19 protein-coding genes are annotated in these 23,708 nt (G+C 59.6%); 15 read left to right on the forward strand and 4 right to left on the reverse strand.

Going from position 1 to position 23,708, the window contains the following annotated elements; translation table 11 throughout:
* Positions 1-19: 19 nt before the first annotated feature.
* Positions 20-619 carry an acetate uptake transporter gene (gene satP / locus ACJ8IM_RS10390; RefSeq protein ID WP_033652984.1) on the reverse strand — a complete coding sequence of 200 codons (600 nt, stop codon included), beginning with the start codon at positions 617-619 and terminating at the stop codon, positions 20-22.
* A 325-nt stretch (positions 620-944) separates the two neighbouring features.
* Here satP and dnaK point away from each other — a divergent pair, with 325 nt between their 5' ends.
* The 4 genes from dnaK to nhaR all read left to right on the forward strand — a co-directional run bounded on the left by dnaK (position 945) and on the right by nhaR (position 6,584).
* Positions 945-2,858, forward strand: coding sequence for a molecular chaperone DnaK (gene dnaK, locus ACJ8IM_RS10395; protein ID WP_004932972.1), 1,914 nt, complete (start codon positions 945-947; stop codon positions 2,856-2,858).
* 106 nt (positions 2,859-2,964) lie between these two features.
* Complete coding sequence (gene dnaJ / locus ACJ8IM_RS10400) at positions 2,965-4,089, forward strand: molecular chaperone DnaJ (protein WP_033637051.1); 1,125 nt, start codon at positions 2,965-2,967, stop codon at positions 4,087-4,089.
* A gap of 236 nt (positions 4,090-4,325) precedes the next feature.
* Positions 4,326-5,492 (forward strand): Na+/H+ antiporter NhaA, encoded by a 1,167-nt coding sequence (gene nhaA, locus ACJ8IM_RS10405; protein ID WP_033649145.1) that lies wholly within the window; start codon positions 4,326-4,328, stop codon positions 5,490-5,492.
* A 192-nt stretch (positions 5,493-5,684) separates the two neighbouring features.
* Positions 5,685-6,584: a transcriptional activator NhaR gene (nhaR, locus tag ACJ8IM_RS10410; RefSeq protein WP_004932962.1), complete on the forward strand. Its 900-nt coding sequence runs from the start codon at positions 5,685-5,687 to the stop codon at positions 6,582-6,584.
* Between the two features lie 71 nt (positions 6,585-6,655).
* Here the strand turns inward: nhaR and rpsT are convergent, their stop codons facing one another.
* Complete coding sequence (gene rpsT, locus ACJ8IM_RS10415) at positions 6,656-6,919, reverse strand: 30S ribosomal protein S20 (protein WP_004932960.1); 264 nt, start codon at positions 6,917-6,919, stop codon at positions 6,656-6,658.
* Positions 6,920-7,309: 390 nt separating this feature from the next.
* On the opposite strand from rpsT, the gene ribF reads away from it, so the two are divergent.
* From ribF to ispH, 5 genes are read left to right on the forward strand one after another with little or no spacing between them, the layout of a single operon-like run.
* Entirely contained in the window at positions 7,310-8,248 is a 939-nt protein-coding gene (gene ribF / locus ACJ8IM_RS10420) for a bifunctional riboflavin kinase/FAD synthetase (RefSeq protein WP_033649147.1), read from the forward strand.
* Between the two features lie 32 nt (positions 8,249-8,280).
* On the forward strand, positions 8,281-11,097 hold the full coding sequence (gene ileS / locus ACJ8IM_RS10425) for an isoleucine--tRNA ligase (protein WP_033649149.1): 2,817 nt from the start codon (positions 8,281-8,283) through the stop codon (positions 11,095-11,097).
* Positions 11,098-11,110: 13 nt separating this feature from the next.
* On the forward strand, positions 11,111-11,620 hold the full coding sequence (gene lspA / locus ACJ8IM_RS10430) for a signal peptidase II (protein ID WP_041033196.1): 510 nt from the start codon (positions 11,111-11,113) through the stop codon (positions 11,618-11,620).
* A gap of 1 nt (position 11,621) precedes the next feature.
* A complete protein-coding gene (gene fkpB, locus ACJ8IM_RS10435) occupies positions 11,622-12,092 on the forward strand; it encodes an FKBP-type peptidyl-prolyl cis-trans isomerase (RefSeq protein WP_033637057.1) in 471 nt (156 codons plus the stop codon).
* Positions 12,073-13,026 (forward strand): 4-hydroxy-3-methylbut-2-enyl diphosphate reductase, encoded by a 954-nt coding sequence (gene ispH, locus ACJ8IM_RS10440; RefSeq protein ID WP_033637058.1) that lies wholly within the window; start codon positions 12,073-12,075, stop codon positions 13,024-13,026. The genes fkpB and ispH overlap by 20 nt, the downstream gene beginning before the upstream one ends.
* Positions 13,027-13,299: 273 nt before the next feature.
* Here the strand turns inward: ispH and ACJ8IM_RS10445 are convergent, their stop codons facing one another.
* Positions 13,300-14,226, reverse strand: a complete 927-nt coding sequence (locus ACJ8IM_RS10445) for a LysR family transcriptional regulator (RefSeq protein ID WP_033652892.1) — start codon at positions 14,224-14,226, stop codon at positions 13,300-13,302.
* 190 nt (positions 14,227-14,416) lie between these two features.
* Between ACJ8IM_RS10445 and pvcA the strand changes: the two genes are divergently transcribed.
* The 4 genes from pvcA (at position 14,417) to dapB (ending at position 18,711) form a co-directional block, all read left to right on the forward strand.
* Complete coding sequence (gene pvcA / locus ACJ8IM_RS10450; protein ID WP_033637062.1) at positions 14,417-15,382, forward strand: L-tyrosine isonitrile synthase; 966 nt, start codon at positions 14,417-14,419, stop codon at positions 15,380-15,382.
* A gap of 96 nt (positions 15,383-15,478) precedes the next feature.
* The gene (locus ACJ8IM_RS10455) at positions 15,479-16,342 is read left to right on the forward strand and encodes a TauD/TfdA dioxygenase family protein (RefSeq protein WP_033649154.1); all 864 of its coding nucleotides are present in this window, start codon (positions 15,479-15,481) and stop codon (positions 16,340-16,342) included.
* A gap of 24 nt (positions 16,343-16,366) precedes the next feature.
* Positions 16,367-17,626, forward strand: coding sequence for a glycosyltransferase (locus ACJ8IM_RS10460; protein ID WP_101455740.1), 1,260 nt, complete (start codon positions 16,367-16,369; stop codon positions 17,624-17,626).
* A gap of 263 nt (positions 17,627-17,889) precedes the next feature.
* Positions 17,890-18,711: a 4-hydroxy-tetrahydrodipicolinate reductase gene (gene dapB, locus ACJ8IM_RS10465; RefSeq protein WP_033649157.1), complete on the forward strand. Its 822-nt coding sequence runs from the start codon at positions 17,890-17,892 to the stop codon at positions 18,709-18,711.
* Positions 18,712-18,837: 126 nt separating this feature from the next.
* Here the strand turns inward: dapB and ACJ8IM_RS10470 are convergent, their stop codons facing one another.
* The gene (locus tag ACJ8IM_RS10470; RefSeq protein ID WP_154067215.1) at positions 18,838-18,990 is read right to left on the reverse strand and encodes a hypothetical protein; all 153 of its coding nucleotides are present in this window, start codon (positions 18,988-18,990) and stop codon (positions 18,838-18,840) included.
* A 191-nt stretch (positions 18,991-19,181) separates the two neighbouring features.
* Here ACJ8IM_RS10470 and carA point away from each other — a divergent pair, with 191 nt between their 5' ends.
* A complete protein-coding gene (carA, locus tag ACJ8IM_RS10475) occupies positions 19,182-20,330 on the forward strand; it encodes a glutamine-hydrolyzing carbamoyl-phosphate synthase small subunit (protein ID WP_048232622.1) in 1,149 nt (382 codons plus the stop codon).
* Between the two features lie 17 nt (positions 20,331-20,347).
* On the forward strand, positions 20,348-23,572 hold the full coding sequence (gene carB / locus ACJ8IM_RS10480) for a carbamoyl-phosphate synthase large subunit (protein WP_038873387.1): 3,225 nt from the start codon (positions 20,348-20,350) through the stop codon (positions 23,570-23,572).
* Positions 23,573-23,708 lie beyond the last annotated feature (136 nt).

The raw sequence follows: 23,708 nt of genomic DNA on the forward strand, positions 1-23,708 counted from the left end.
TTTCGTCAGGGAAGGGCGATTATGCGGTGACCGGCGAGGCCGCGACGCGGGCCGGGGCCGGTTCGCCAATCGGCAGCACGGTGCGGCCGTATTGCTCGTTGAGCACTTCGGCCATCGCCAGGTAAATGGCGCTGGCGCCGCAGATGATGCCTTCATAGCCGGCGAAGGTCAGCAGCGCGTGGTTGCCGGTGATGTTGCCGACGGCCAGCAGGGCGAACAGCAGCGTGAGGCTGGCGAACACGAACTGCAGTACGCGGTTGGCGCCCAGGGTGCCGAAGAACATGAACAGGGTGAAGACGCCCCACAGCGCCAGGTAGATGCCCAGCACGTGCGCCTCGGTGGCCTCAGCCAGGCCCAGACGCGGCAGCAGCAGCAGGCCGACCAGGCTCAGCCAGAAGCTGCCGTAGGCGGTGAAGGCGGTCATGCCGAAGGTGTTGCCCTTCTTGTATTCCAGCAGACCGGCCAGGATCTGGGCCAGGCCACCGAAGAAAATCCCCATGCTGATGATGGCGGAGTTCAGTGGGAAAAAGCCCGCGTTGTGCAGGTTCAGCAAGACGGTGGTCATCCCGAAGCCCATCAGGCCGAGAGGGCCGGGATTCGCCAACTTGTTGGTGTGCATAAGTCCTCTGCGATAACAGAAAATTAACGGAAACAGCGAAGTAAAATAATAAATGGTCTGAATGGCCAAAAAATCGAAGTTTTCCACCAGAGCGCGCGCATCATAATGATCCCCGCAGCCGGAAACAATGATCTGAATGACGATAAAAAAAAGAAATTTTTTTCGCCTTGCCCCTTGATGCCGGATTGGATGGCCCCATCTTATTTGCAACCGCAGCTGCTAACCGCGGGTCGCACTGAGATATCGGGCAGTTGAAAAGCAAAAAATCGCCCGCATATAGGTTAGCAACCTGACTGATTATGAATTTTTTAGTGGAGACGTTTAGATGGGCAAAATTATTGGTATCGACCTGGGTACTACCAACTCTTGCGTAGCAATTATGGATGGTGCCAAGGCACGCGTGCTGGAAAACGCCGAGGGCGACCGCACCACTCCTTCTATTATCGCATATACCCAGGACGGTGAAACTCTGGTTGGCCAGCCGGCTAAGCGTCAGGCAGTGACCAACCCTGAAAACACCCTGTTCGCCATCAAGCGCCTGATCGGTCGCCGCTTCCAGGATGAAGAAGCGCAGCGCGACAAAGCGATCATGCCGTACAAAATCGTCGAAGCCGACAACGGCGACGCCTGGCTGGAAGTGAAAGGCCAGAAAATGGCTCCGCCGCAGATCTCTGCGGAAGTGCTGAAAAAAATGAAGAAAACGGCGGAAGATTACCTGGGCGAACCGGTAACTGAAGCGGTTATCACCGTACCGGCTTACTTCAACGACGCCCAGCGTCAGGCGACCAAAGACGCCGGCCGCATCGCGGGTCTGGAAGTAAAACGCATCATCAACGAACCGACCGCTGCGGCCCTGGCCTACGGCCTGGACAAAGAAGTCGGCAACCGCACCATCGCGGTTTATGACCTGGGCGGCGGTACTTTCGATATCTCCATCATCGAAATCGACGACGTTGACGGCGAAAAAACCTTCGAAGTGCTGGCGACCAACGGTGACACCCACCTGGGTGGCGAAGACTTCGACAGCCGTCTGATCAACTACCTGGTGGAAGAGTTCAAGAAAGATCAGGGTATCGATCTGCGCAACGATCCGCTGGCGATGCAGCGCCTGAAAGAAGCCGCTGAGAAAGCGAAGATCGAACTGTCTTCCGCTCAGCAGACCGACGTTAACCTGCCGTACATCACTGCAGACGCGACCGGTCCAAAACACATGAACATCAAAGTGACTCGCGCCAAACTCGAGTCGCTGGTTGAAGATCTGGTTGCGCGCTCTATCGAGCCGCTGAAAGTGGCGCTGAAAGACGCAGGCCTGTCGGTTTCCGACATTCAGGACGTGATCCTGGTGGGCGGCCAGACCCGTATGCCAATGGTGCAGAAGAAAGTCGCAGACTTCTTCGGCAAAGAACCGCGTAAAGACGTGAACCCGGACGAAGCGGTTGCCGTGGGCGCGGCGGTACAGGGCGGCGTGTTGGCCGGTGATGTGAAGGACGTTCTGCTGCTGGACGTGACCCCGCTGTCGCTGGGTATCGAAACCATGGGCAGCGTGATGACGCCGCTGATCACCAAAAACACCACGATCCCGACCAAGCACAGCCAGGTGTTCTCTACCGCTGAAGACAACCAGTCTGCGGTAACCATCCACGTGCTGCAGGGTGAGCGTAAGCGCGCCAGCGATAACAAATCTCTGGGCCAGTTCAACCTGGACGGCATCCAGGCGGCACCGCGCGGCATGGCGCAGATCGAAGTGACCTTCGATATCGATGCCGACGGCATCCTGCACGTGTCTGCCAAAGACAAGAACACCGGCCGTGAGCAGAAGATCACCATCAAGGCATCTTCTGGCCTGAACGAAGACGAAATCCAGAAAATGGTGCGCGACGCCGAGCTGAACGCTGAAGCTGACCGCAAGTTCGAAGAGCTGGTGCAGACGCGTAACCAGGCGGATCACCTGATCCACGGCACGCGCAAGCAGCTGGAAGAAGCGGGCGACAAACTGCCGGCGGAAGACAAAACGGCGATCGAAGCGGCACTGAAAGATCTGGAAGCGGCGGTGAAAGGCGAAGACAAAGCCGAGATCGAAGCGAAGACTCAGGCTCTGGTGCAGGTTTCCGGCAAACTGCTGGAAATGGCTCAGGCGCAGCAGGCTCAGCAGGGTGCTGACGCCGGCGCGGACAACGCGGCGCAGAAAGACGACGACGTGGTTGACGCTGAGTTCGAAGAAGTTAAAGACAAAAAATAATCGCCCTTAAGCGGGCACGGGGCGGCCGAGGTGCCGTTCCCGGAAACCAGCACGGGCGTCGAGGCAACTCTGCGCCCGTGCACGCATGTTAAGGGTAAGCAAAAGAATGGCGAAGAAAGACTATTACGAGATTCTCGGCGTCAGCAAGACGGCGGATGAACGTGAGATCAAAAAGGCGTACAAACGCCTGGCGATGAAATACCATCCTGACCGCAACCAGGAACAAGACGCCGAAATCAAGTTTAAAGAAGTTAAAGAAGCTTACGAAGTCCTGACCGACGACCAGAAACGCGCGGCCTACGACCAGTATGGGCACGCGGCCTTTGAACAGGGCGGCATGGGCGGCGGCGGCTTTGGCGGCGGTGCCGACTTCAGCGATATCTTTGGCGACGTGTTTGGCGACATCTTCGGCGGAGGCCGCCGTCAGCGCGCCAGCCGCGGTTCCGATCTGCGCTATAACATGGAGCTGACCCTCGAGGAAGCGGTACGTGGCGTCACCAAAGAGATCCGCATCCCGACGCTGGAAGAGTGCGACGTCTGCCACGGCAGCGGCGCCAAGCCGGGCAGCTCGCCGGTGACCTGCCCAACCTGTCACGGCCAGGGCCAGGTGCAGATGCGCCAGGGCTTCTTCACCGTGCAGCAGGCGTGTCCGCACTGCCATGGCCGCGGTCAGATCATCAAAGATCCGTGCAACAAGTGCCACGGCCACGGCCGGGTAGAGAAATCCAAAACGCTGTCGGTGAAAATTCCGGCCGGCGTCGATACCGGCGACCGCATCCGCCTGGCGGGTGAAGGCGAAGCCGGCGAGCACGGCGCACCGGCGGGCGATCTGTACGTTCAGGTGCAGGTGAAGGCGCACCCGATCTTCGAGCGTGAAGGCAATAACCTGTACTGTGAAGTGCCGATCAACTTCGCCATGGCGGCGCTGGGCGGCGAGATTGAAGTGCCGACGCTGGACGGCCGGGTGAAACTGAAGGTGCCTTCGGAGACCCAAACCGGCAAGCTGTTCCGCATGCGCGGCAAGGGTGTGAAATCGGTGCGTGGCGGCAGCCAGGGCGACCTGCTGTGCCGCGTGGTGGTGGAAACCCCGGTCAATCTGAACGACAAGCAGAAGCAGCTGCTGCGTGAGCTGGAAGAGAGCCTGGGTGGCCCGTCCGGCGACAAGAACAGCCCGCGTTCGAAGAGCTTCTTCGACGGGGTGAAAAAGTTCTTTGACGATCTGACTCGCTAACCTGCTGTTTCTGCTGGTTTATGTTCTAACCCCGGGCGTTTGTCCCGGGGTTTTTATTTGCACGCCATACCCCTAATCCCCTATAAATAATGTGACTTATTCGTGCTTTTGATCGGTTTTATCGAGCTATTTAGCATTTATAAACTTATTTTTTCGAACTAAAACGCCCTCTATACTCACTTCATGACTGTGGTTTGCAGGGCGCTGCGCCCTGCACAGATTTGGAGAGACGTACTGTGACCAATATCATTCGTCAATTTTTACGTCAGGAAGCTGCGGGCGGCATCATTCTGATCGCGGCGGCAATCGTCGCCCTGATCATGGCCAACACCCCGGCGCAGGGGATCTATCAGGCATTCCTTAACCTGCCGGTGATGGTGAAGATTGCTTCGCTGGAGATCGCCAAGCCGCTGCTGCTGTGGATCAACGACGGCCTGATGGCCATCTTCTTCCTGGTGGTGGGGCTGGAGGTCAAGCGCGAGTTGATGCAAGGCTCGCTGTCCGGGCGCGACAAGGCGGTGTTTCCGGCGATCGCCGCGCTGGGGGGCATGCTGGCGCCGGCGCTGATTTACCTGCTGTTCAACGGCGCGGATGAAGTCACCCGCCAGGGCTGGGCGATCCCGGCCGCGACCGATATCGCCTTCGCGCTGGGCGTAATGGCGCTGCTGGGCAACCGGGTGCCGACCAGCCTGAAAGTGTTCCTGCTGGCGTTGGCGATCATCGATGACCTGGGCGTGATTATCATCATCGCGCTGTTCTACACCCACGAAGTGTCGATGGTGGCGCTGGGCGTGGCGGCGGCGGCGACGGTGCTATTGGCGGTAATGAACTGGCGTGGCGTGGGTAAAACCTCGCTGTATATGATGGTCGGCCTGGTGTTGTGGGTAGCGATCCTCAAGTCCGGGGTGCATGCGACGCTGGCCGGGGTGATCGTCGGCTTTATGATCCCGCTGAACGTGAAGAAGGGGCCGTCGCCGTCGGAAACGCTGGAACATGAGCTGCACCCCTGGGTTGCGTTTATGATCCTGCCGCTGTTCGCTTTCGCCAACGCCGGGGTTTCTTTGCAGGGCGTATCGCTGGAAGGATTGACGTCGCTGCTGCCGGTTGGGATTGCGGCCGGCCTGTTTATCGGTAAGCCGCTGGGGATTTTCCTCTTCAGCCTGCTGGCGGTGAAAATGGGCATCGCCCGTTTGCCTGAAGGCATCGGCTTCAAACAGGTGTTTGCCGTTTCGGTGCTCTGCGGCATTGGTTTCACCATGTCGATTTTTATCGCCTCGCTGGCGTTCGGCGATGCGGATGCGGCGCTCAGCACCTATTCCCGCCTGGGGATCTTGTTGGGCTCCACCGCTGCGGCGGTGGTAGGGTATGGATTGCTGCGTCTGGCGTTGCCGCGCGTACGTTAATCCTGAATGTGCCCGGTAAGGGCACATAATAAAATGGCTGGTCGGAGCTGCACGGTATAAAATATGTGCAGCTTCGGCCGTTGTTCGTTGGGACTAATGGGGCTATACGTTGTCTGAAGCAGGGAAAGGAAGTTTGTCGCTCGTCACGGCACACCGTTTGCCGCTGCGAAACGTTGTTAAGGAGAGCCGCTCGTGAGGATGTCGCATATCAACTTTAATCACCTTTACTATTTCTGGCAGGTCTGCAAGGCCGGTTCCGTGGTCGGTGCCGCCGAAGCGTTGTTTCTGACGCCGCAGACCATCACCGGCCAGATCAAAGCGCTGGAAGAGCGGTTGGACGGCAAGCTGTTCAAACGTCAGGGGCGCGGGTTGGTGCCTTCGGAGCTGGGGCAACTGGTGTTTCGTTATGCCGACAAGATGTTTATGCTCAGCCAGGAAATGCTGGATATCGTCAACTACCGCAAAGAGTCGAATCTGCTGTTCGACGTCGGCGTGGCCGATGCGCTGTCGAAGCGCCTGGTCAGCCAGGTATTGGAAACGGCGGTGGTGGTGGACAACGAACAGATCCACCTGCGTTGCTTTGAATCGACGCACGAGATGCTGCTGGAGCAGCTCAGCCAGCACAAGCTGGATATGATCCTGTCGGATTGTCCGGTGGACTCCAGCCAGCAGGAAGGGCTGTTCTCGCTGAAGCTGGGCGAGTGCGGCATCAGCTTCTTCTGCCGCCAGCCGGCGCCGGAGCTGCCGTTCCCGGCTTGTCTGGAGCAGCGCAAACTGCTGATCCCCGGCCGCCGCTCGATGCTGGGGCGCAAGCTGCTCAACTGGTTCAATACGCAGGGCATTCAGGTGGAGATCCTGGGCGAGTTCGACGATGCGGCGCTGATGAAGGCCTTCGGCATGTATCACAATGCGATTTTCGTGGCGCCGACGCTGTATGCGCAGGATACCTACAACGATGACAACGTGGTGGAGATTGGGCGCATCGACAGCGTGCAGGAGGAGTATTACATCATCTTCGCCGAGCGCATGATCCAGCATCCGGCGGTGCAGCGCGTGTGCAACAAAGATTTTTCTGCGCTGTTTTCCTGCTAGCGGTTCACTGAACGCAGGACGTAAAAAAACCGGCCTGAGCCGGTTTTTTTATCAAGCAGATAACGAAATGCTTATTGCATTGCGTTGATGCGTGCAGTCAGGTTTGACTTATGACGCGCTGCTTTGTTTTTGTGGATCAGGCCTTTAGCTGCCTGACGGTCCACCAGGGGCTGCATTACCAGGAATGCATTTTGTGCTGCTTCTTTGTCGCCAGCTGCGATAGCTGCGTCTACCTTCTTGATGAAGGTACGCACCATTGAGCGACGGCTTGCGTTATGCTTGCGGCGTTTCTCAGACTGTACGGCGCGTTTCTTAGCTGATTTGATATTAGCCAAGGTCCAACTCCCAAATATATTCTATTGAGGACAATTCAAAGGCCGAGGAATATGCCCTTTTAGCCTTCGTTTGTCAATGGATTTGTGCAAATAAGCGCCGTTTGTACAGGCGGCACTCGCTACGTTGTGATGGCGCAGGATTTTACCAGCTTCGCTCTTGGGAATACAGTGTTTCGCGAGAAAATTCGCCAATGTTTTGCCGCGGCGGGCGCAAGCCGTTGGCTGCGGTCGAGAATCGGCCCGGCGGCGCCGGATAAACTGCGGCGAAGCCGTTTCACGCGCAGATTATCTCCGGTATGGTGTGTCTATTACATAAAGGCACCAATCGCGGGTTAACCTTACCGGCTGTACAAGGTATAATCCGCCGATTTCCACTGTTTTGAGCCAGCTATGGAGCTAATTCGCGGCATTCACAATATCCGGGCGCGCCACCATGGTTGCGTGCTCACCATCGGCAACTTTGACGGCGTGCATCGCGGTCATCAGGCGTTGCTGGAGCAGTTGAAGCAACAAGGGCAACGCCTCGGGCTGCCGGTGATGGTCATGATCTTTGAGCCGCAGCCGCTGGAGATGTTCGCCGCAGACAAGGCGCCGGCCCGCTTGACGCGCCTGCGCGACAAGGCCAACTACCTGGCGCAGGCGGGCGTCGACTACCTGCTCTGCGTCAAGTTCGATCCGCGTTTTGCCGCCAACACCGCGCAGGCGTTCGTCGCCGAGCTGCTGGTGGAAAAACTGGGCGTCAAATTCCTGATGGTGGGGGATGATTTTCGCTTTGGCGCCGGGCGCCAGGGCGATTTTCCGCTATTGCAGCAGGCCGGAAAAGAGTACGGCTTCGAGGTGGTCAGCACCCCGACCTTCCGCGAAGGCGATCGGCGCATCAGCAGCACCGCGATCCGCACCGCGCTGAGCGAGGACGATCTGCCGCTGGCGGAGACCCTGCTGGGCCACCCGTACAGCATCTCCGGGCGCGTGGTGCATGGCGACGAGCTGGGCCGCACCATCGGCTTCCCGACCGCCAACCTGCCGCTCAAGCGCCTGGTGGCGCCGGTGAAAGGGGTGTATGCGGTGGAAGTGTACGGCCTGGGGCCGCAGCCGCTGCCGGGCGTGGCCAATATCGGTACGCGCCCGACCGTCGCCGGCGTGCGCCAGCAGCTGGAAGTGCATCTGCTGGATGTCACAATGGATCTTTACGGGCGCCATATTGAGGTGGTGCTCCGCGCAAAATTGCGCAATGAACAGCGGTTTGCTTCGCTCGATGCCCTGAAGCAGCAAATCGCCAATGATGTGGTGACGGCCCGGAAGTTCTTCGGGCTACAGACACCGGTTTAATCTCTATAGCCGAAAACGGAACCGAGAATCTAATGAGTGACTACAAGAATACCCTGAACTTGCCGGAAACAGGGTTCCCGATGCGCGGCGATCTCGCCAAGCGCGAACCTGGCATGCTGCAACGTTGGTATGAACAGGATCTGTACGGGATTATTCGTACTGCCAAAAAGGGCAAAAAAACCTTCATTTTGCATGACGGCCCTCCGTATGCGAACGGCAGCATTCACATTGGTCACTCGGTTAACAAGATTCTCAAAGACATTATCATCAAGTCGAAAGGGATGGCCGGCTTCGACTCGCCTTATGTGCCGGGTTGGGACTGCCACGGCCTGCCGATCGAACTGAAGGTTGAACAGCTGTACGGCAAACCGGGCGAGAAGCTGACGGCGGCCGAGTTCCGCCAGAAGTGCCGCGAGTACGCGGCCGAGCAGGTTGAAGGCCAGAAAAAGGACTTCATCCGCCTGGGCGTGCTGGGCGACTGGGATCGTCCGTACCTGACCATGGACTTCAAAACCGAAGCCAACATCATCCGCGCGCTGGGCAAGATCATCAGCAACGGCCACCTGCTGAAAGGTGCCAAGCCGGTTCACTGGTGCACCGACTGCGGATCGTCGCTGGCGGAAGCGGAAGTGGAGTATTACGACAAGACTTCGCCGTCGATCGACGTGACTTTCCATGCGGCCGACGCGGCTGCCGTGGCGGCCAAGTTCGGCGTGAGCAACTTCAGCGGCGCCATCTCCCTGGTTATCTGGACCACCACCCCGTGGACCCTGCCGGCCAACCGCGCGATCTCGCTGCACCCGGACTTCACCTATCAGCTGGTGCAGGTTGACGGCCAGTGCCTGATCCTGGCGGCCGAGCTGGTGGAAAGCGTGATGAAACGCGCCGGCATCACCGAATGGACGGTGCTGGGCAGCTGCAAAGGCGCCGATCTGGAGCTGCTGCGCTTCAAACACCCGTTTATGGGCTTCGACGTGCCGGCCATTATGGGCGAGCACGTGACGCTGGACGCCGGTACCGGTGCGGTGCATACCGCAGGTGGCCACGGTCCGGATGACTTCGTCATCAGCCAAAAATACGGTCTGGAGATCGCCAACCCGGTAGGGCCGAACGGCTGCTACCTGACCGGTACCCATCCGCTGCTGGACGGCAAGTTCGTCTTCAAGGCCAACGATCTGATCGTCGACCTGCTGCGTGAGAAAGGCGCGCTGCTGCACGTCGAGAAGTTCCTGCACAGCTACCCGTGCTGCTGGCGCCACAAGACGCCGATCATCTTCCGCGCCACGCCGCAATGGTTCATCAGCATGGATCAGAAAGGCCTGCGTCAGCAGTCGCTGGAAGAGATCAAAGGCGTGCAGTGGATCCCGGATTGGGGTCAGGCGCGCATCGAAATGATGGTGGCCAACCGCCCGGACTGGTGCATCTCGCGTCAGCGCACCTGGGGCGTGCCGATGTCGCTGTTCGTGCATAAAGAAACCGAGCAGCTGCACCCGCGCAGCGTTGAGCTGATGGAAGAAGTGGCCAAGCGCGTCGAGCAAGACGGCATTCAGGCTTGGTGGGATCTGGACGCCGCCGACATCCTCGGCGCGGACGCCGCCGACTACGTGAAAGTGCCGGATACGCTGGACGTGTGGTTCGACTCCGGCTCCACCCACGCTTCGGTGGTCGACGTGCGTCCTGAGTTCCACGGCCACAGCGCCGACATGTATCTGGAAGGCTCCGACCAACACCGCGGCTGGTTCATGTCATCGCTGATGATCTCCACCGCGATGAAAGGCAAGGCGCCTTATAAAGAAGTGCTGACCCACGGCTTCACCGTTGACGGCCAGGGCCGCAAGATGTCCAAGTCGATCGGCAACACCGTCAGCCCGCAGGACGTGATGAACAAGCTGGGCGGCGACATTCTGCGTCTGTGGGTGGCGTCGACCGATTACACCGGCGAGATTGCGGTGTCCGACGAGATCCTCAAGCGTTCCGCCGACTCTTATCGCCGCATCCGCAACACCGCGCGCTTCCTGCTGGCCAACCTGAACGGGTTCGAGCCGAGCACCGATTGCGTGGCGCCGGAAGACATGGTGGTGCTGGATCGCTGGGCGGTCGGCCGTGCGCTGGCGGCGCAGCAGGATATCGAGCAGGCTTACGCCAACTACGATTTCCATGAAGTGGTGCAGCGTCTGATGCAGTTCTGCTCGGTCGAGATGGGCTCCTTCTACCTGGATATCATCAAGGATCGTCAGTACACCGCGAAGAGCGACAGCGTCGCCCGCCGCAGCTGCCAGACCGCGCTGTATCACATCGTGGAAGCGCTGGTGCGCTGGATGGCGCCGATCATGTCGTTCACTGCGGACGAGATCTGGGGCTTCATGCCGGGCAAGCGCGCGCAGTACGTGTTCACCGAAGAGTGGTACGACGGCCTGTTCGGGCTGGCGGAAGGCGAGCCGATGAACGACGCTTTCTGGGCCGAGCTGCTGAAAGTGCGCGGCGAAGTGAACAAGGTGCTGGAGCAGGCGCGCGCCGACAAACGCCTCGGCGGTTCGCTGGAAGCGGCGGTGACGCTGTATGCCGACAGCGAGCTGGCGGCGCGCCTGAACAGCCTGCAGGATGAGCTGCGCTTCGTGCTGCTGACCTCTGCGGCGAGCGTGGCGCCATTGGCGGAGGCGCCGGCTGACGCGCAGGCTTCCGAGCTGCTGAAAGGGCTGAAGATCGCCTTCAGCACGGCACCGGGTGAGAAGTGCCCGCGCTGCTGGCATTACACCACCGATATCGGCCTGGTGGCGGAGCATGCAGACATCTGCGGCCGCTGTGTAAGCAACGTCGCCGGTGACGGCGAGAAGCGTAACTTTGCCTGAGAACTCGCGCCTGATGAGTAAATCAATTTGTTCGACCGGCCTGCGTTGGCTGTGGGTTGTGGTGGCGGTGCTGGCGCTGGATTTCGGCAGCAAGCAGTGGATCCTCGCTAACTTTACGCTGGGCCAGTCCCAGCCATTGATCCCGTCGTTCAACCTGTTTTACGCGCGCAACTACGGCGCCGCGTTCAGCTTCCTCGCCGATCACGGCGGCTGGCAGCGCTGGTTCTTCGCCGGCATCGCCATCGCCATCGTTGCGGTGCTGCTGGTGATGATGTACCGCAGTGCGGCGCAGCAGAAGCTGAACAACATCGCCTACGCCTTTATCATCGGCGGGGCGCTGGGCAATCTGTTCGACCGCCTGTGGCACGGTTTCGTGGTCGATTTCATCGACTTCTACGTCGGCGACTGGCACTACCCGACCTTCAACCTGGCGGACAGCTTTATCTGCGTGGGCGCGGCGATGATCGTGCTGGAAGGTTTCCTGTCGCCGGCGAACAAAAGCGCAAAGAGTAAAGGTGAGTAATATGACGGCTCAGGTTATCAGTGACAGCGCGGTGCTGGTTCACTTTACGCTGAAACTGGAAGACGGTTCGACCGCCGAATCCACCCGCAGCAGCGGCAAGCCGGCGCTGTTCCGCCTGGGTGACGGCAGCCTGTCGGCGCCGCTGGAGGCGCAGCTGCTCGGCCTGCGCGCGGGCGACAAATGCGCCTTTACCCTGCAGCCGGAAGCGGCGTTCGGCGCGGAGAACCCGGATCTGGTTCAGTTTTTCTCGCGCCGCGACTTCGCGGAAACCGGCGTGCCGGACGTGGGCACCATCATGCTGTTTACCGCCATCGACGGCAGTGAAATGCCGGGCGTGGTGCGCGCGGTGGCGGAAGATTCGATCACCGTCGATTTCAACCATCCGCTGGCGGGCCATCCGGTGACCTTCGATATCGAAGTGCTGGAGATCGATCCGCAGCAGGAGGAGATGCATGCAAATATTGCTGGCTAACCCGCGCGGCTTCTGCGCCGGGGTTGATCGTGCGATCAGCATCGTGGAACGCGCGCTGGAACTGTATGGCGCGCCGATCTACGTGCGGCATGAAGTGGTGCACAACCGCTACGTGGTCGACAGCCTGCGTGAGCGCGGCGCGGTGTTTATCGAAGAGATAGCCGAAGTGCCGGACGGCTCTATCCTGATCTTCTCGGCGCACGGCGTTTCTCAGGCGGTGCGCGCCGAAGCCAAGGCGCGCGATCTGACCATGCTGTTCGACGCCACTTGCCCGCTGGTGACCAAGGTGCATATGGAAGTAGCGCGCGCCAGCCGCCGCGGCACCGAAGCGATCCTGATCGGCCACGCCGGGCACCCGGAGGTGGAAGGCACCATGGGCCAGTACAGCAACCCGCAGGGTGGCATGTACCTGGTCGAATCGCCGGAAGACGTGTGGAAGCTGCAGGTGAAAGACGAAAACAACCTGTGCTTCATGACGCAGACCACGCTGTCGGTGGATGATACCTCGGACGTGATCGACGCCTTGCGTCAGCGTTTCCCGAAAATTATCGGGCCACGTAAGGATGATATCTGCTACGCCACTACCAACCGTCAGGAAGCGGTGCGCAACCTGGCCGGCGATGCGGACGTGGTGCTGGTGGTGGGGTCGAAGAACTCCTCCAACTCCAACCGTCTGGCGGAACTGGCGCAGCGCGTCGGCAAACCGGCTTATCTGATCGACTCGGCGGCGGATATTCAGGAAAGCTGGCTGAGCGAAGCGCGCAATATCGGCGTTACCGCCGGCGCCTCGGCACCGGACGTGCTGGTGCAGGAGGTGATCTCTCGCCTGAAAGCGCTGGGTGGCCTGGACGTGCATGAAATCAGCGGGCGTGAAGAGAACATCGTGTTTGAAGTGCCTAAAGAGCTGCGCGTGGACGTTCGTCAGATCGATTGACATGCGCCGGCGGATGACAACGGGGAGCTTAGGCTTCCCGTTTTTTTTGGAAAGCGCGCCGCGTAAAAAATAATATTCCATGCATATTCAAATTTTCTGCTAACTAAAGCCAAATTTATTCTGAGTATTTGAAATAACGTCGGTGTGATTAATTATATAGGCTGGCGAAAAGTTATTAATAAAGATATCATTAGGCTGCAATCTAAATAGGACCCGGTGTTGGTAAGGTGATTACAATAATTACAATAATAGATATTGCAGATGTTTCTTATTTTATTCCTGACGGATATGTTCTACGGCGCTTAATCCCTTCTCCTGCAAATAGAGTTTCATATGCTCCAGCAATCGTCTGACTTTTAATGGCTGGCTCTCCCTGCGCGGCATAATGGCGTAGCAATTAATTTCCGGTAACCGCCAATCGGGCAATATTTCAATCAGCTCGCCGCTGCGCAATTCACGTTCAACGTTGGCGAAGAAATTGCGAATGATACCCTTGCCGGTCAGCGCCAACTCCTTCATCGCCATACCGCTGTTGGTGAACAAGCGCCCGGTCATACGCATGCGGTGTTCACCGCCGTTACGATGGATCAGACGGACAAACTGCGGGTTGCCGAGCGGCGTAAAGGTGACCCATTGGTGGTGCGTCAGCGCCTGTGGCGAATCCGGCACGCCGTGATGCGCCAGGTAAGCCGGCGAGGCGCACAGCACTTCGCGGCAGCACGCCAGCCGCGTGGAAACGTAGCTGGAGTCGGCCAGCACGCCGCCGCGTATCGCCAGATCGATGCGCTGCGTGATGAGATCTATCTTCTCATCGTGGATTTCCAGCCGCAGCGTGAGACGGGGATGTTCGTCGAGAAAACTTTGCAGCGCAGGCACCAGGTAGTGAGTGGCGAATTCGGTGGAGGTGGCGACGCGCAGCTCACCGACCAGTTCGCCGCGCAGCGCGGCGATCCGTTGTTGGCCACGTTCGGCGGCGTGGATCATCAGCAGGCAATCTTCATAAAAGCACAATCCGGCTTCGGTCAGACTCAATGAACGCGTCGATCGCAGCAGTAATTGAATGCCCAGATGTTCCTCCAACTGGCGAATATGCTGGCTGACGGCGGAAGTCGTCATGCCCAATTCTTTTGCCGCCATGCTGAATGCGCCGCAATCGACCACTTTTGAGAAAATGGCCATGCGTTTTAAAATATTGCTCATAGTTTGTTAAGCACAACTTAACCAAGATTGTGAATTATACGGGCTAATAATATAGCACTATCTCTTCTATATTGCCTGAAGCATATAAACGCCGGGCTGATTATTATTTCGCAGGGTTTTTTCTCTTTTTGATAAATCTTATTGCGCTTATCAATAATTCACCCGCGCCACATCGCAACAGGAGCTCATTGTGGACAGCGCTCAGAAAGAAGAAATATCGTTAAAAATTCTACGTGAATTATTGCAATACCGCCGCCGCTTCCCCGGTGACGATACCTCGATTGCCGAAGAAGAACGGCGGGTCACTCAGGTGCAATTGCCGCGCATTCGGGCATTCATTGAAAACGAGCAACGTATCGAATTCGTGCTGCCGGCCTTTCCCACCAAGTCGCCCAACACCAACAAGGTGATCGGCGCGGTGCCGGACATGGCGGAGCGGCTGTCGCTGATCTTCCTCAACTCGCTGTGCCAGCGCATTCAACTCTATTACCCGCCGGGGGCGCATATCGTTATCTGCTCCGACGGCCACGTGTTCGGCGATCTGATCCGCGTCAGCGATGAAGCGATCAACCACTATCAGCGTGAGATTGAAAGCCTGCTGCATGAAGTGGGCGCGACGCACCTGAGCGTGTTCAACCTCGGCGACGTCAAAGGCCTGGCGGAACATACCGATGATTACGATCTGCTGCGCCGGCTGTTGGTGGAGGGCTATGCCGAATCGGAAGAGGCGATCAAGCAACAGCTGATGCAGGACGAACAGGGCCTCTTGCTGTACCGCGCCATCACGCGATTCCTGTATGAAGACAGCCAGCTGCCGGGCTACAGCGGTTCCAACGCCGCGCTGCAGAAAGACGCCAAACAACGCGCCTGCGGCGTGATCCAGCGCAGCTGGGCCTGGGGCAACCTGCTGGCGCAGCATTTCCCGGCGGCGATCCGCCTGTCGATTCACCCGCAGCCGGCCGACAGCCTGAAAATGGGCATCCACATGATGCCGACCAAAGACGACTGGCTAACGCCGTGGCACGGCGTGGCGGCCAACGTGAACGGCCAGTTCGTGCTGATGAAGCGTAAAGACGCGCAGAGCCTGGACGGCGAACTGGTGGAGATCCGCGGCACGCCGAGCCATTACCTGATCGAACAACCGCAGATGGCCTGAGGCCGTGGCGGGCTTTTGCGCCCGGAATCCTGGCGGGCGCGTTTTTGACGGCACGTTGCCGTGTGAGCAGCACATTCGATGCAAGGAGAATCACCGATGAACAACCAACCGCTTAATTGCCATATTCAACCGAATACCCCGTTTGGCGCGATCCTGACGCCGCAGCATCCGGGGCAAAAGATCGGCGAGCTGCCGGTGGCGGCGCTGCGGGCGCTGGCGCAGGAACACCACTTGCTGGTGCTGCGCGGATTCGACTCGGGTTTCAGCGAGGCGGAAGTTCTGACTCGCTACGCTGAGCAGTGGGGCGAGATCATGATGTGGCCGTTCGGCGCGGTGCTGGACGTGAAGGAGCATCCGGACGCCAAGGATCATATCTTCGACAGCAGCTACGTCCCGCTGCACTGGGATGGCATGTATAAGCCGACCATCCCCGAGTTCCAGCTGTTCCACTGCGTGGCGGCGCCGTCGCCGGACGAAGGCGGATGCACCACCTTCGTCGACACCACGCGGCTGTTGGCCAATGCGGACGAAGCGCTGCTGGATCAGTGGCTGTCGGTCTCGATCACCTACCGCATCAAGCAGGTGGTGCATTACGGCGGCGAAGTCTGTTCGCCGCTGGTGGTGCAGCACCCGAACGGCAGGGGCTTGATCATGCGCTACAATGAACCGCCGACGGAAGGAAAAAAATTCCTCAATCAACATGCGCTGGAATACCACGGCGTGCCGGAACACCAGCAGGAACAGTTCCACCACACTCTGCAGCAGCACCTGTACGATCCGCGTCACTATTATGCCCACCAATGGCAACAGGGCGACGTGGTGGTGGCGGACAACTTCTCGCTGCTGCACGGCCGTGAGGGCTTTACCGCCCGTTCCGCGCGTCATTTGCAGCGCGTGCATATTCAGAGCAACCCGGTGTGCGCCAATCTGGCGCTGAAGCCGGCCAACGCAGAAGCGTAAAGGAGCATTATGGCAAGGATACTGATGGCGGCGGTCGCCACTCCGGGGCACGTCTACCCGATGTTAGCCATCGCTCGCCACCTGATTGCCCAAGGGCATCAGGTGCGGGTGATGACCGGCGCGCTGTTTCGCGAACGCGCCGAGGCGGCGGGCGCGAGCTTCGTGCCGTTCGACGCGCAGGTGGATTTCGATTACCGCCACCTGGAAGAGCACTTCCCCGAGCGCGCCGCGCTGCCGCCGGGCAATGCGCAGATGGCGCTGGCGCTGAAGGATTTCTTCGCCGCACCGATCCCGTTGCTGGATCGGCAGCTGCGTGCGGCCATCGCCGCCGAAAAGACCGATCTGCTGATGGTGGAGAACTGCTTCTACGGCGTGCTGCCGCTGCTGCAGTCCGCCGAGCGGCCGCCGGTCTTCGGTATCGGCGCTACGCCGCTGTCGTATTCTTCGCGCGATGCTATTTTTTATGGCCCGCGTATCCCGCCGGCGCTGCTGCCGCAGGCGTTGACCCGTGAGCAGTTGGTGGATGAGGAAACGCGCGTGCTGATCGATGACGTGCAGCAGAGCTTCGATGCGGCGCTGCTGCAGGCGGGCGGGCGGGCGCTGGATCGCCCGTTCACCGACGCGCTGATCGGCGGCTGCGAGCGTTTCCTGCAGCTGGCTACCACGGCGCTGGAATATGAGCGTGACGATCTGCCGAGCGGCGTGCGATTCGTTGGCCCGCTGCGTAGCGGCGGCCAGCCGGCGGCGGAAGAGACGCTGTGGGAGGCGGACGATCGTCGGCCGCTGGTGATTGTGACACAGGGCACGCTGGCCAATGTCGATCTGCATCAGCTGATCGTGCCGACGCTGCAAGCGCTGGCGCATCTGCCGGTGCGGGTGCTGGCCACCACCGGCGGAAGGGCGACGGAAGGGCTGATGGACGCGCTGCCGGGCAATGCCAGAGTGCGGGAGTTTATCTCCTTCGAACGCTGGCTGCCGGAGACGGCTCTGCTGATCACCAACGGCGGTTACGGCTCGATCAACTATGCGCTGGACAGCGGCGTGCCGCTGATCGTCGCCGGCACCGGCGAGGACAAGCTGGAGGCGGCCGCGCGCGTGGTGGCCGCCGGCTGCGGCATCAGCCTGCACACCAGCACGCCGAGCGCCGAACAGATCCTGGCGGCGGCGACGCGCATTCTACAGCAGCCGATCTATCGGCAACGTGCGGCGCTGGTGCGTGAGGACTATGCCCGCCACGACGCGCTGACGGCGATCGCCAACGAAGTGGCCGCTATCACCGCCTGACCTCGCCGTTCTCCCTTCCCCAGGCGCCGTTTTCGGCGCCTTTATCCCGCATTTTTTTGCCATGGAAACTGCATGATTATGTACAATCGTCGCAGGCCGCCAAATCGGTTGAATGTTAATCTCACGACAGCGCCGCTGATGAAAGCGGGGGAATATCATAATTTTCTAATTATGAAATGAATCCTCTGGCGACGCTGAAGCGGGGCGGTTACCCTGAATCGATAGCCTAATGGGATAGGCGTCAAATCAAGAAGAGAGCAAGCATGAGTGATACACAAATCCGCATTGCGATTGCGGGCGCCGGCGGCCGGATGGGCCGTCAGTTGATCCAGGCGGTGCAGCAGGCGGAAGGCGTGGTATTGGGGGCGGCGCTGTCGCGCCCGGGTTCCAGCCTGATCGGCGTCGACGCCGGTGAGCTGGCGGGCATTGGCGCGCTGGGTGTCAAGGTGAGCGACAGTCTGGAGAAGGTGGCGAACGAGTTCGATATTTTGATCGACTTCACCCGCCCGGAAAGCACCCGGGGCTACCTGGATTTTTGCGTGGCGCACCACAAGGCGATGGTGATTGGCACTACCGGCTTCGATGACGCCGGCAAGCAGGCGATCCGCGATGCGGCGCAGCATATCGGCATCGTGTTCGCCGCCAACTTCAGCGTCGGCGTCAACCTGGTGCTGAAACTGCTGGAGAAGGCCGCGCAGGTGATGGGCGACTATACCGATATCGAAATCGTTGAGGCGCACCACCGCCACAAAGTGGATGCGCCGTCGGGCACGGCGTTGGCCATGGGCGAAGCGATCGCCGGCGCGCTGGGGCGCGATCTGAAAAGCTGCGCGGTCTATGCGCGCGAAGGCCATACCGGCGAGCGCGATCCGAAAAGCATCGGCTTTGCCACCATTCGCGCCGGCGACATCGTCGGCGAGCACACCGCGATGTTCGCCGACATCGGTGAACGGGTGGAAATCACCCATAAAGCCTCCAGCCGTATGACTTTTGCCAGCGGCGCGGTGCGAGCGGCTTCCTGGTTACATAACCGTGATAAAGGTCTGTTTGATATGCGCGACGTGTTGAATTTGGACCAATTATAATTGATTTGCATACCATCGTGATGTGGTTGTATTGATCATAATGCTATGATAATCGGACAATAAATTTATTGTCCTTTTTTTTAACATGAAAAATGAAGTGTTGGTTTTATTTTGTTGTCGTTATTGTTATTTATCGATGATTATCTCGCTAATCACCCCGTTTTCATCCACCAGATCCCATTTCAGCGTCTTTTTAAGCCCATTCTGGCGCCATTTTCCGTCATTCAGCTTCGCAACCGTTTTCCAGCCCCGGTTTTCTGTGTTTTTATCGACGCTCAAGCCACATGAGCGCCGAGAACTGCAAAAATAAAACAAAAAACGGCAGTTTGGGTAGACAAGCCGGGCACTCATCATTAAAATGCGCCCAATTTGCCAAAAATTGGCCTCGCGGACGGTTTTTGCATTGATTTAGATCGCGATATCTGAATTAATATGCAAATATTGTGATTGATTATTCCTCGGAGGATGTTTTGATAAAGTCAGCGCTATTGGTTCTGGAAGACGGAACCCAATTCCACGGTCGGGCCATCGGGGCAGAGGGAACGGCAGTGGGGGAAGTGGTCTTCAATACGTCGATGACCGGTTATCAAGAAATCCTCACTGATCCTTCCTATTCCCGCCAGATCGTTACTCTTACTTATCCTCATATCGGCAATGTCGGCACCAATGCTTCCGACGAAGAATCCTCCGCAGTACACGCCCAAGGCCTCGTCATTCGTGACCTCCCGCTGATCGCCAGCAACTACCGCAACGAAGAAAGCCTGTCCGACTACCTCAAGCGTCACAACATCGTGGCGATCGCCGATATCGATACCCGTAAATTAACCCGCCTGCTGCGCGAGAAGGGCGCCCAGAACGGCTGCATCATCGCCGCCGACTCGCCGGACGCCGCGCTGGCCCTGGCCAAGGCGCAAGGTTTCCCGGGGTTGAAGGGCATGGATCTGGCGAAAGAGGTCACCACCCAAGAGGCTTACAGCTGGCAGCAAGGCAGCTGGACGCTTGAAGGCGACCTGCCCGAAGCCAAAACCGCCGCGGAGCTGCCGTTCCACGTGGTGGCTTACGACTACGGCGCCAAGCGCAACATCCTGCGCATGCTGGTGGATCGCGGCTGCCGCCTGACCGTGGTGCCGGCGCAGACCCCGGCCGACGAGGTGCTGAAAATGAATCCGGACGGCATCTTCCTGTCCAACGGCCCGGGCGACCCGGAGCCGTGCGACTACGCCATCGCCGCCATCAAACAGTTCCTGGAAACCGACATCCCGGTGTTCGGCATCTGCCTGGGCCACCAGCTGCTGGCGCTGGCCAGCGGGGCGAAAACCATGAAGATGAAGCTCGGCCACCACGGCGGCAACCACCCGGTGAAGGATCTGGACAACAACACCGTGATGATCACCGCGCAGAACCACGGCTTCGCCGTCGATGAAAACAACCTGCCGGCGAACCTGCGCGTCACGCACAAATCGCTGTTCGACCACACGGTGCAGGGCATTCACCGCACCGACAAGGCGGCGTTCAGCTTCCAGGGTCACCCGGAAGCCAGCCCAGGCCCGCACGATGCCGCGCCGCTGTTCGATCACTTTATCGAACTGATTGAGACTTACCGTTCTAACGCCAAATAATCAGGAGCAGTAAAAAAATGCCAAAACGTACAGACATAAAAAGCATCCTGATCCTCGGCGCTGGCCCGATCGTTATCGGCCAGGCGTGTGAGTTCGACTACTCGGGTGCCCAGGCGTGTAAAGCGCTGCGCGAAGAGGGTTACCGCGTCATTCTGGTCAACTCCAACCCGGCGACCATCATGACCGACCCGGAAATGGCCGACGCGACCTACATCGAGCCGATCCACTGGGAAGTGGTGCGCAAGATCATCGAAAAAGAGCGCCCGGATGCGGTGCTGCCGACCATGGGCGGCCAGACGGCGCTGAACTGCGCGCTGGAGCTGGAGCGTCAGGGCGTGCTGGCAGAGTTCGGCGTGACCATGATCGGCGCCACCGCCGATGCGATCGACAAGGCCGAAGACCGTCGCCGTTTCGACGTGGCGATGAAGAAAATCGGTCTGGATACCGCGCGTTCCGGCATTGCGCACACCATGGAAGAAGCGCTGGCGGTCGCCGCTGACGTCGGCTTCCCGTGCATCATCCGCCCTTCCTTTACCATGGGCGGCACCGGCGGCGGCATCGCCTACAACCGCGAAGAGTTCGAAGAGATCTGCGAACGCGGCCTGGATCTGTCGCCGACCAACGAGCTGCTGATCGATGAATCGCTGATCGGTTGGAAAGAGTACGAGATGGAAGTGGTGCGCGATAAGAACGACAACTGCATCATCGTCTGTTCTATCGAAAACTTCGACGCCATGGGCATCCACACCGGCGACTCGATCACCGTCGCGCCGGCCCAGACCCTGACCGACAAGGAATACCAAATCATGCGCAACGCCTCGATGGCGGTGCTGCGTGAGATCGGCGTGGAAACCGGCGGCTCCAACGTGCAGTTCTCGGTCAACCCGAAAACCGGCCGCCTGATCGTTATCGAAATGAACCCGCGCGTGTCGCGCTCTTCGGCGCTGGCGTCGAAAGCCACCGGCTTCCCTATCGCCAAGATCGCCGCAAAGCTGGCGGTGGGCTACACCCTCGATGAGCTGATGAACGACATCACCGGCGGCCGCACCCCGGCATCGTTCGAACCGTCCATCGACTACGTCGTGACCAAGATCCCGCGCTTCAACTTCGAGAAGTTCGCCGGCGCCAACGACCGCCTGACCACCCAGATGAAATCGGTCGGCGAAGTGATGGCCATCGGCCGCACCCAGCAGGAGTCGCTGCAAAAAGCGCTGCGCGGCCTGGAAGTGGGCGCCACCGGCTTCGACCCGAAAGTGAGCCTGGACGATCCGGAAGCGCTGACCAAAATCCGCCGCGAGCTGAAAGACGCCGGCTCTGACCGCATCTGGTACATCGCCGACGCCTTCCGCGCCGGTCTGTCGGTTGACGGCGTCTTCAACCTGACCAACGTCGACCGCTGGTTCCTGGTGCAGATTGAAGAGCTGGTGCGCCTGGAAGAGCAGGTGGCCGAAGCGGGCATCAACGGCCTGAACAAAGCGTTCCTGCGCACCCTGAAGCGCAAGGGCTTCGCCGATGCGCGTCTGGCCAAGCTGGCCGGCGTCGCCGAGAGCGAAATTCGCAAGCTGCGCCACAGCCACGGCCTGCATCCGGTGTACAAGCGCGTGGATACCTGCGCGGCGGAATTCGCCACCGACACCGCCTACATGTACTCCACCTATGAAGAAGAGTGCGAGTCCAACCCGACCAACGACCGGCCGAAAGTGATGGTGCTGGGCGGCGGGCCGAACCGTATCGGCCAGGGCATCGAGTTCGACTACTGCTGCGTGCACGCCTCGCTGGCGCTGCGCGAAGACGGCTACGAGACCATCATGGTCAACTGCAACCCGGAAACCGTCTCCACCGACTACGACACCTCCGACCGTCTGTATTTCGAGCCGGTAACGCTGGAAGACGTGCTGGAAATCGTGCGCATCGAGAAGCCGAAGGGCGTGATCGTGCAGTACGGCGGCCAGACCCCGCTGAAGCTGGCGCGTGAGCTGGAAGCCGCGGGCGTGCCGATCATCGGCACCAGCCCGGACGCCATCGACCGCGCCGAAGACCGCGAGCGCTTCCAGCAGGCGGTTAACCGTCTGGGCCTGAAGCAGCCGGCCAACGCCACCGTCACCGCCATCGAGCAGGCGGTGGAGAAGGCGGCGGGCATCGGCTATCCGCTGGTGGTGCGCCCTTCCTACGTGCTGGGCGGCCGGGCGATGGAAATTGTCTATGACGAAACCGACCTGCGCCGTTACTTCCAGACTGCGGTCAGCGTGTCCAACGATGCGCCGGTGCTGCTGGACCGCTTCCTGGACGACGCGGTGGAAGTGGACGTCGACGCCATCTGCGACGGCGAGCGCGTGCTGATTGGCGGCATCATGGAGCACATCGAGCAGGCGGGCGTGCACTCCGGCGACTCCGCGTGTTCGCTGCCGGCGTACACCCTGAGCCAGGAAATTCAGGACGTGATGCGTCGCCAGGTGGAAAAACTGGCGTTCGAGCTGCAGGTACGCGGCCTGATGAACGTGCAGTTCGCGGTGAAAGACAACGAAGTCTACCTGATTGAAGTCAACCCGCGCGCCGCGCGCACCGTGCCGTTCGTCTCCAAAGCGACCGGCGTGCCGTTGGCCAAGGTGGCCGCGCGCGTAATGGCGGGCAAAACGCTGGTCGAGCAGGGCGTGACCGAAGAAATTATCCCGCCGTACTACTCGGTGAAAGAAGTGGTGCTGCCGTTCAACAAATTCCCGGGCGTCGACCCGATTCTGGGGCCGGAAATGCGCTCTACCGGGGAAGTGATGGGCGTGGGCCGCACCTTTGCGGAAGCCTTCTCCAAAGCGATGCTGGGCAGCAACTCGGGCATGAAGAAGCAGGGCCGCGCGCTGCTGTCGGTGCGTGAAGGCGACAAGGCCCGCGTGGTCGATTTGGCCGCCAGCCTGCTGAAGCAAGGCTTCGAGCTGGACGCCACCCACGGCACCGCGGTGGTGCTGGGCGAAGCGGGCATCAACCCGCGCCTTGTCAACAAGGTGCACGAAGGGCGTCCGCACATTCAGGACCGTATCAAAAACGGCGAGTACACCTACATCGTCAACACCACGGCCGGCCGTCAGGCGATTGAGGACTCCAAGCTGATTCGCCGCAGCGCCCTGCAGTACAAGGTGCACTACGACACCACGTTGAACGGCGGCTTCGCTACCGCGATGGCGCTGAAAGCGGATCCGACCGAGCAGGTGACGTCGGTGCAGGAAATGCACGCGCGCATCGGCAAGTAACCGCGCGATAACGCTACGCCAGGGGCGCTGCAGTTCAATGCAGCGCCCTTTTTTTATTCAGCGAATTTGTCGGCAGGCGTTAAAAATTTCCGCTATCAATCAGTGGCCAAACTGTCACCCTGTGTGATTGGTATAT

The organism is Serratia sp. CY33525, assembly GCF_052169115.1.
In the GTDB taxonomy this organism is placed as follows: domain Bacteria; phylum Pseudomonadota; class Gammaproteobacteria; order Enterobacterales; family Enterobacteriaceae; genus Serratia; species Serratia sarumanii.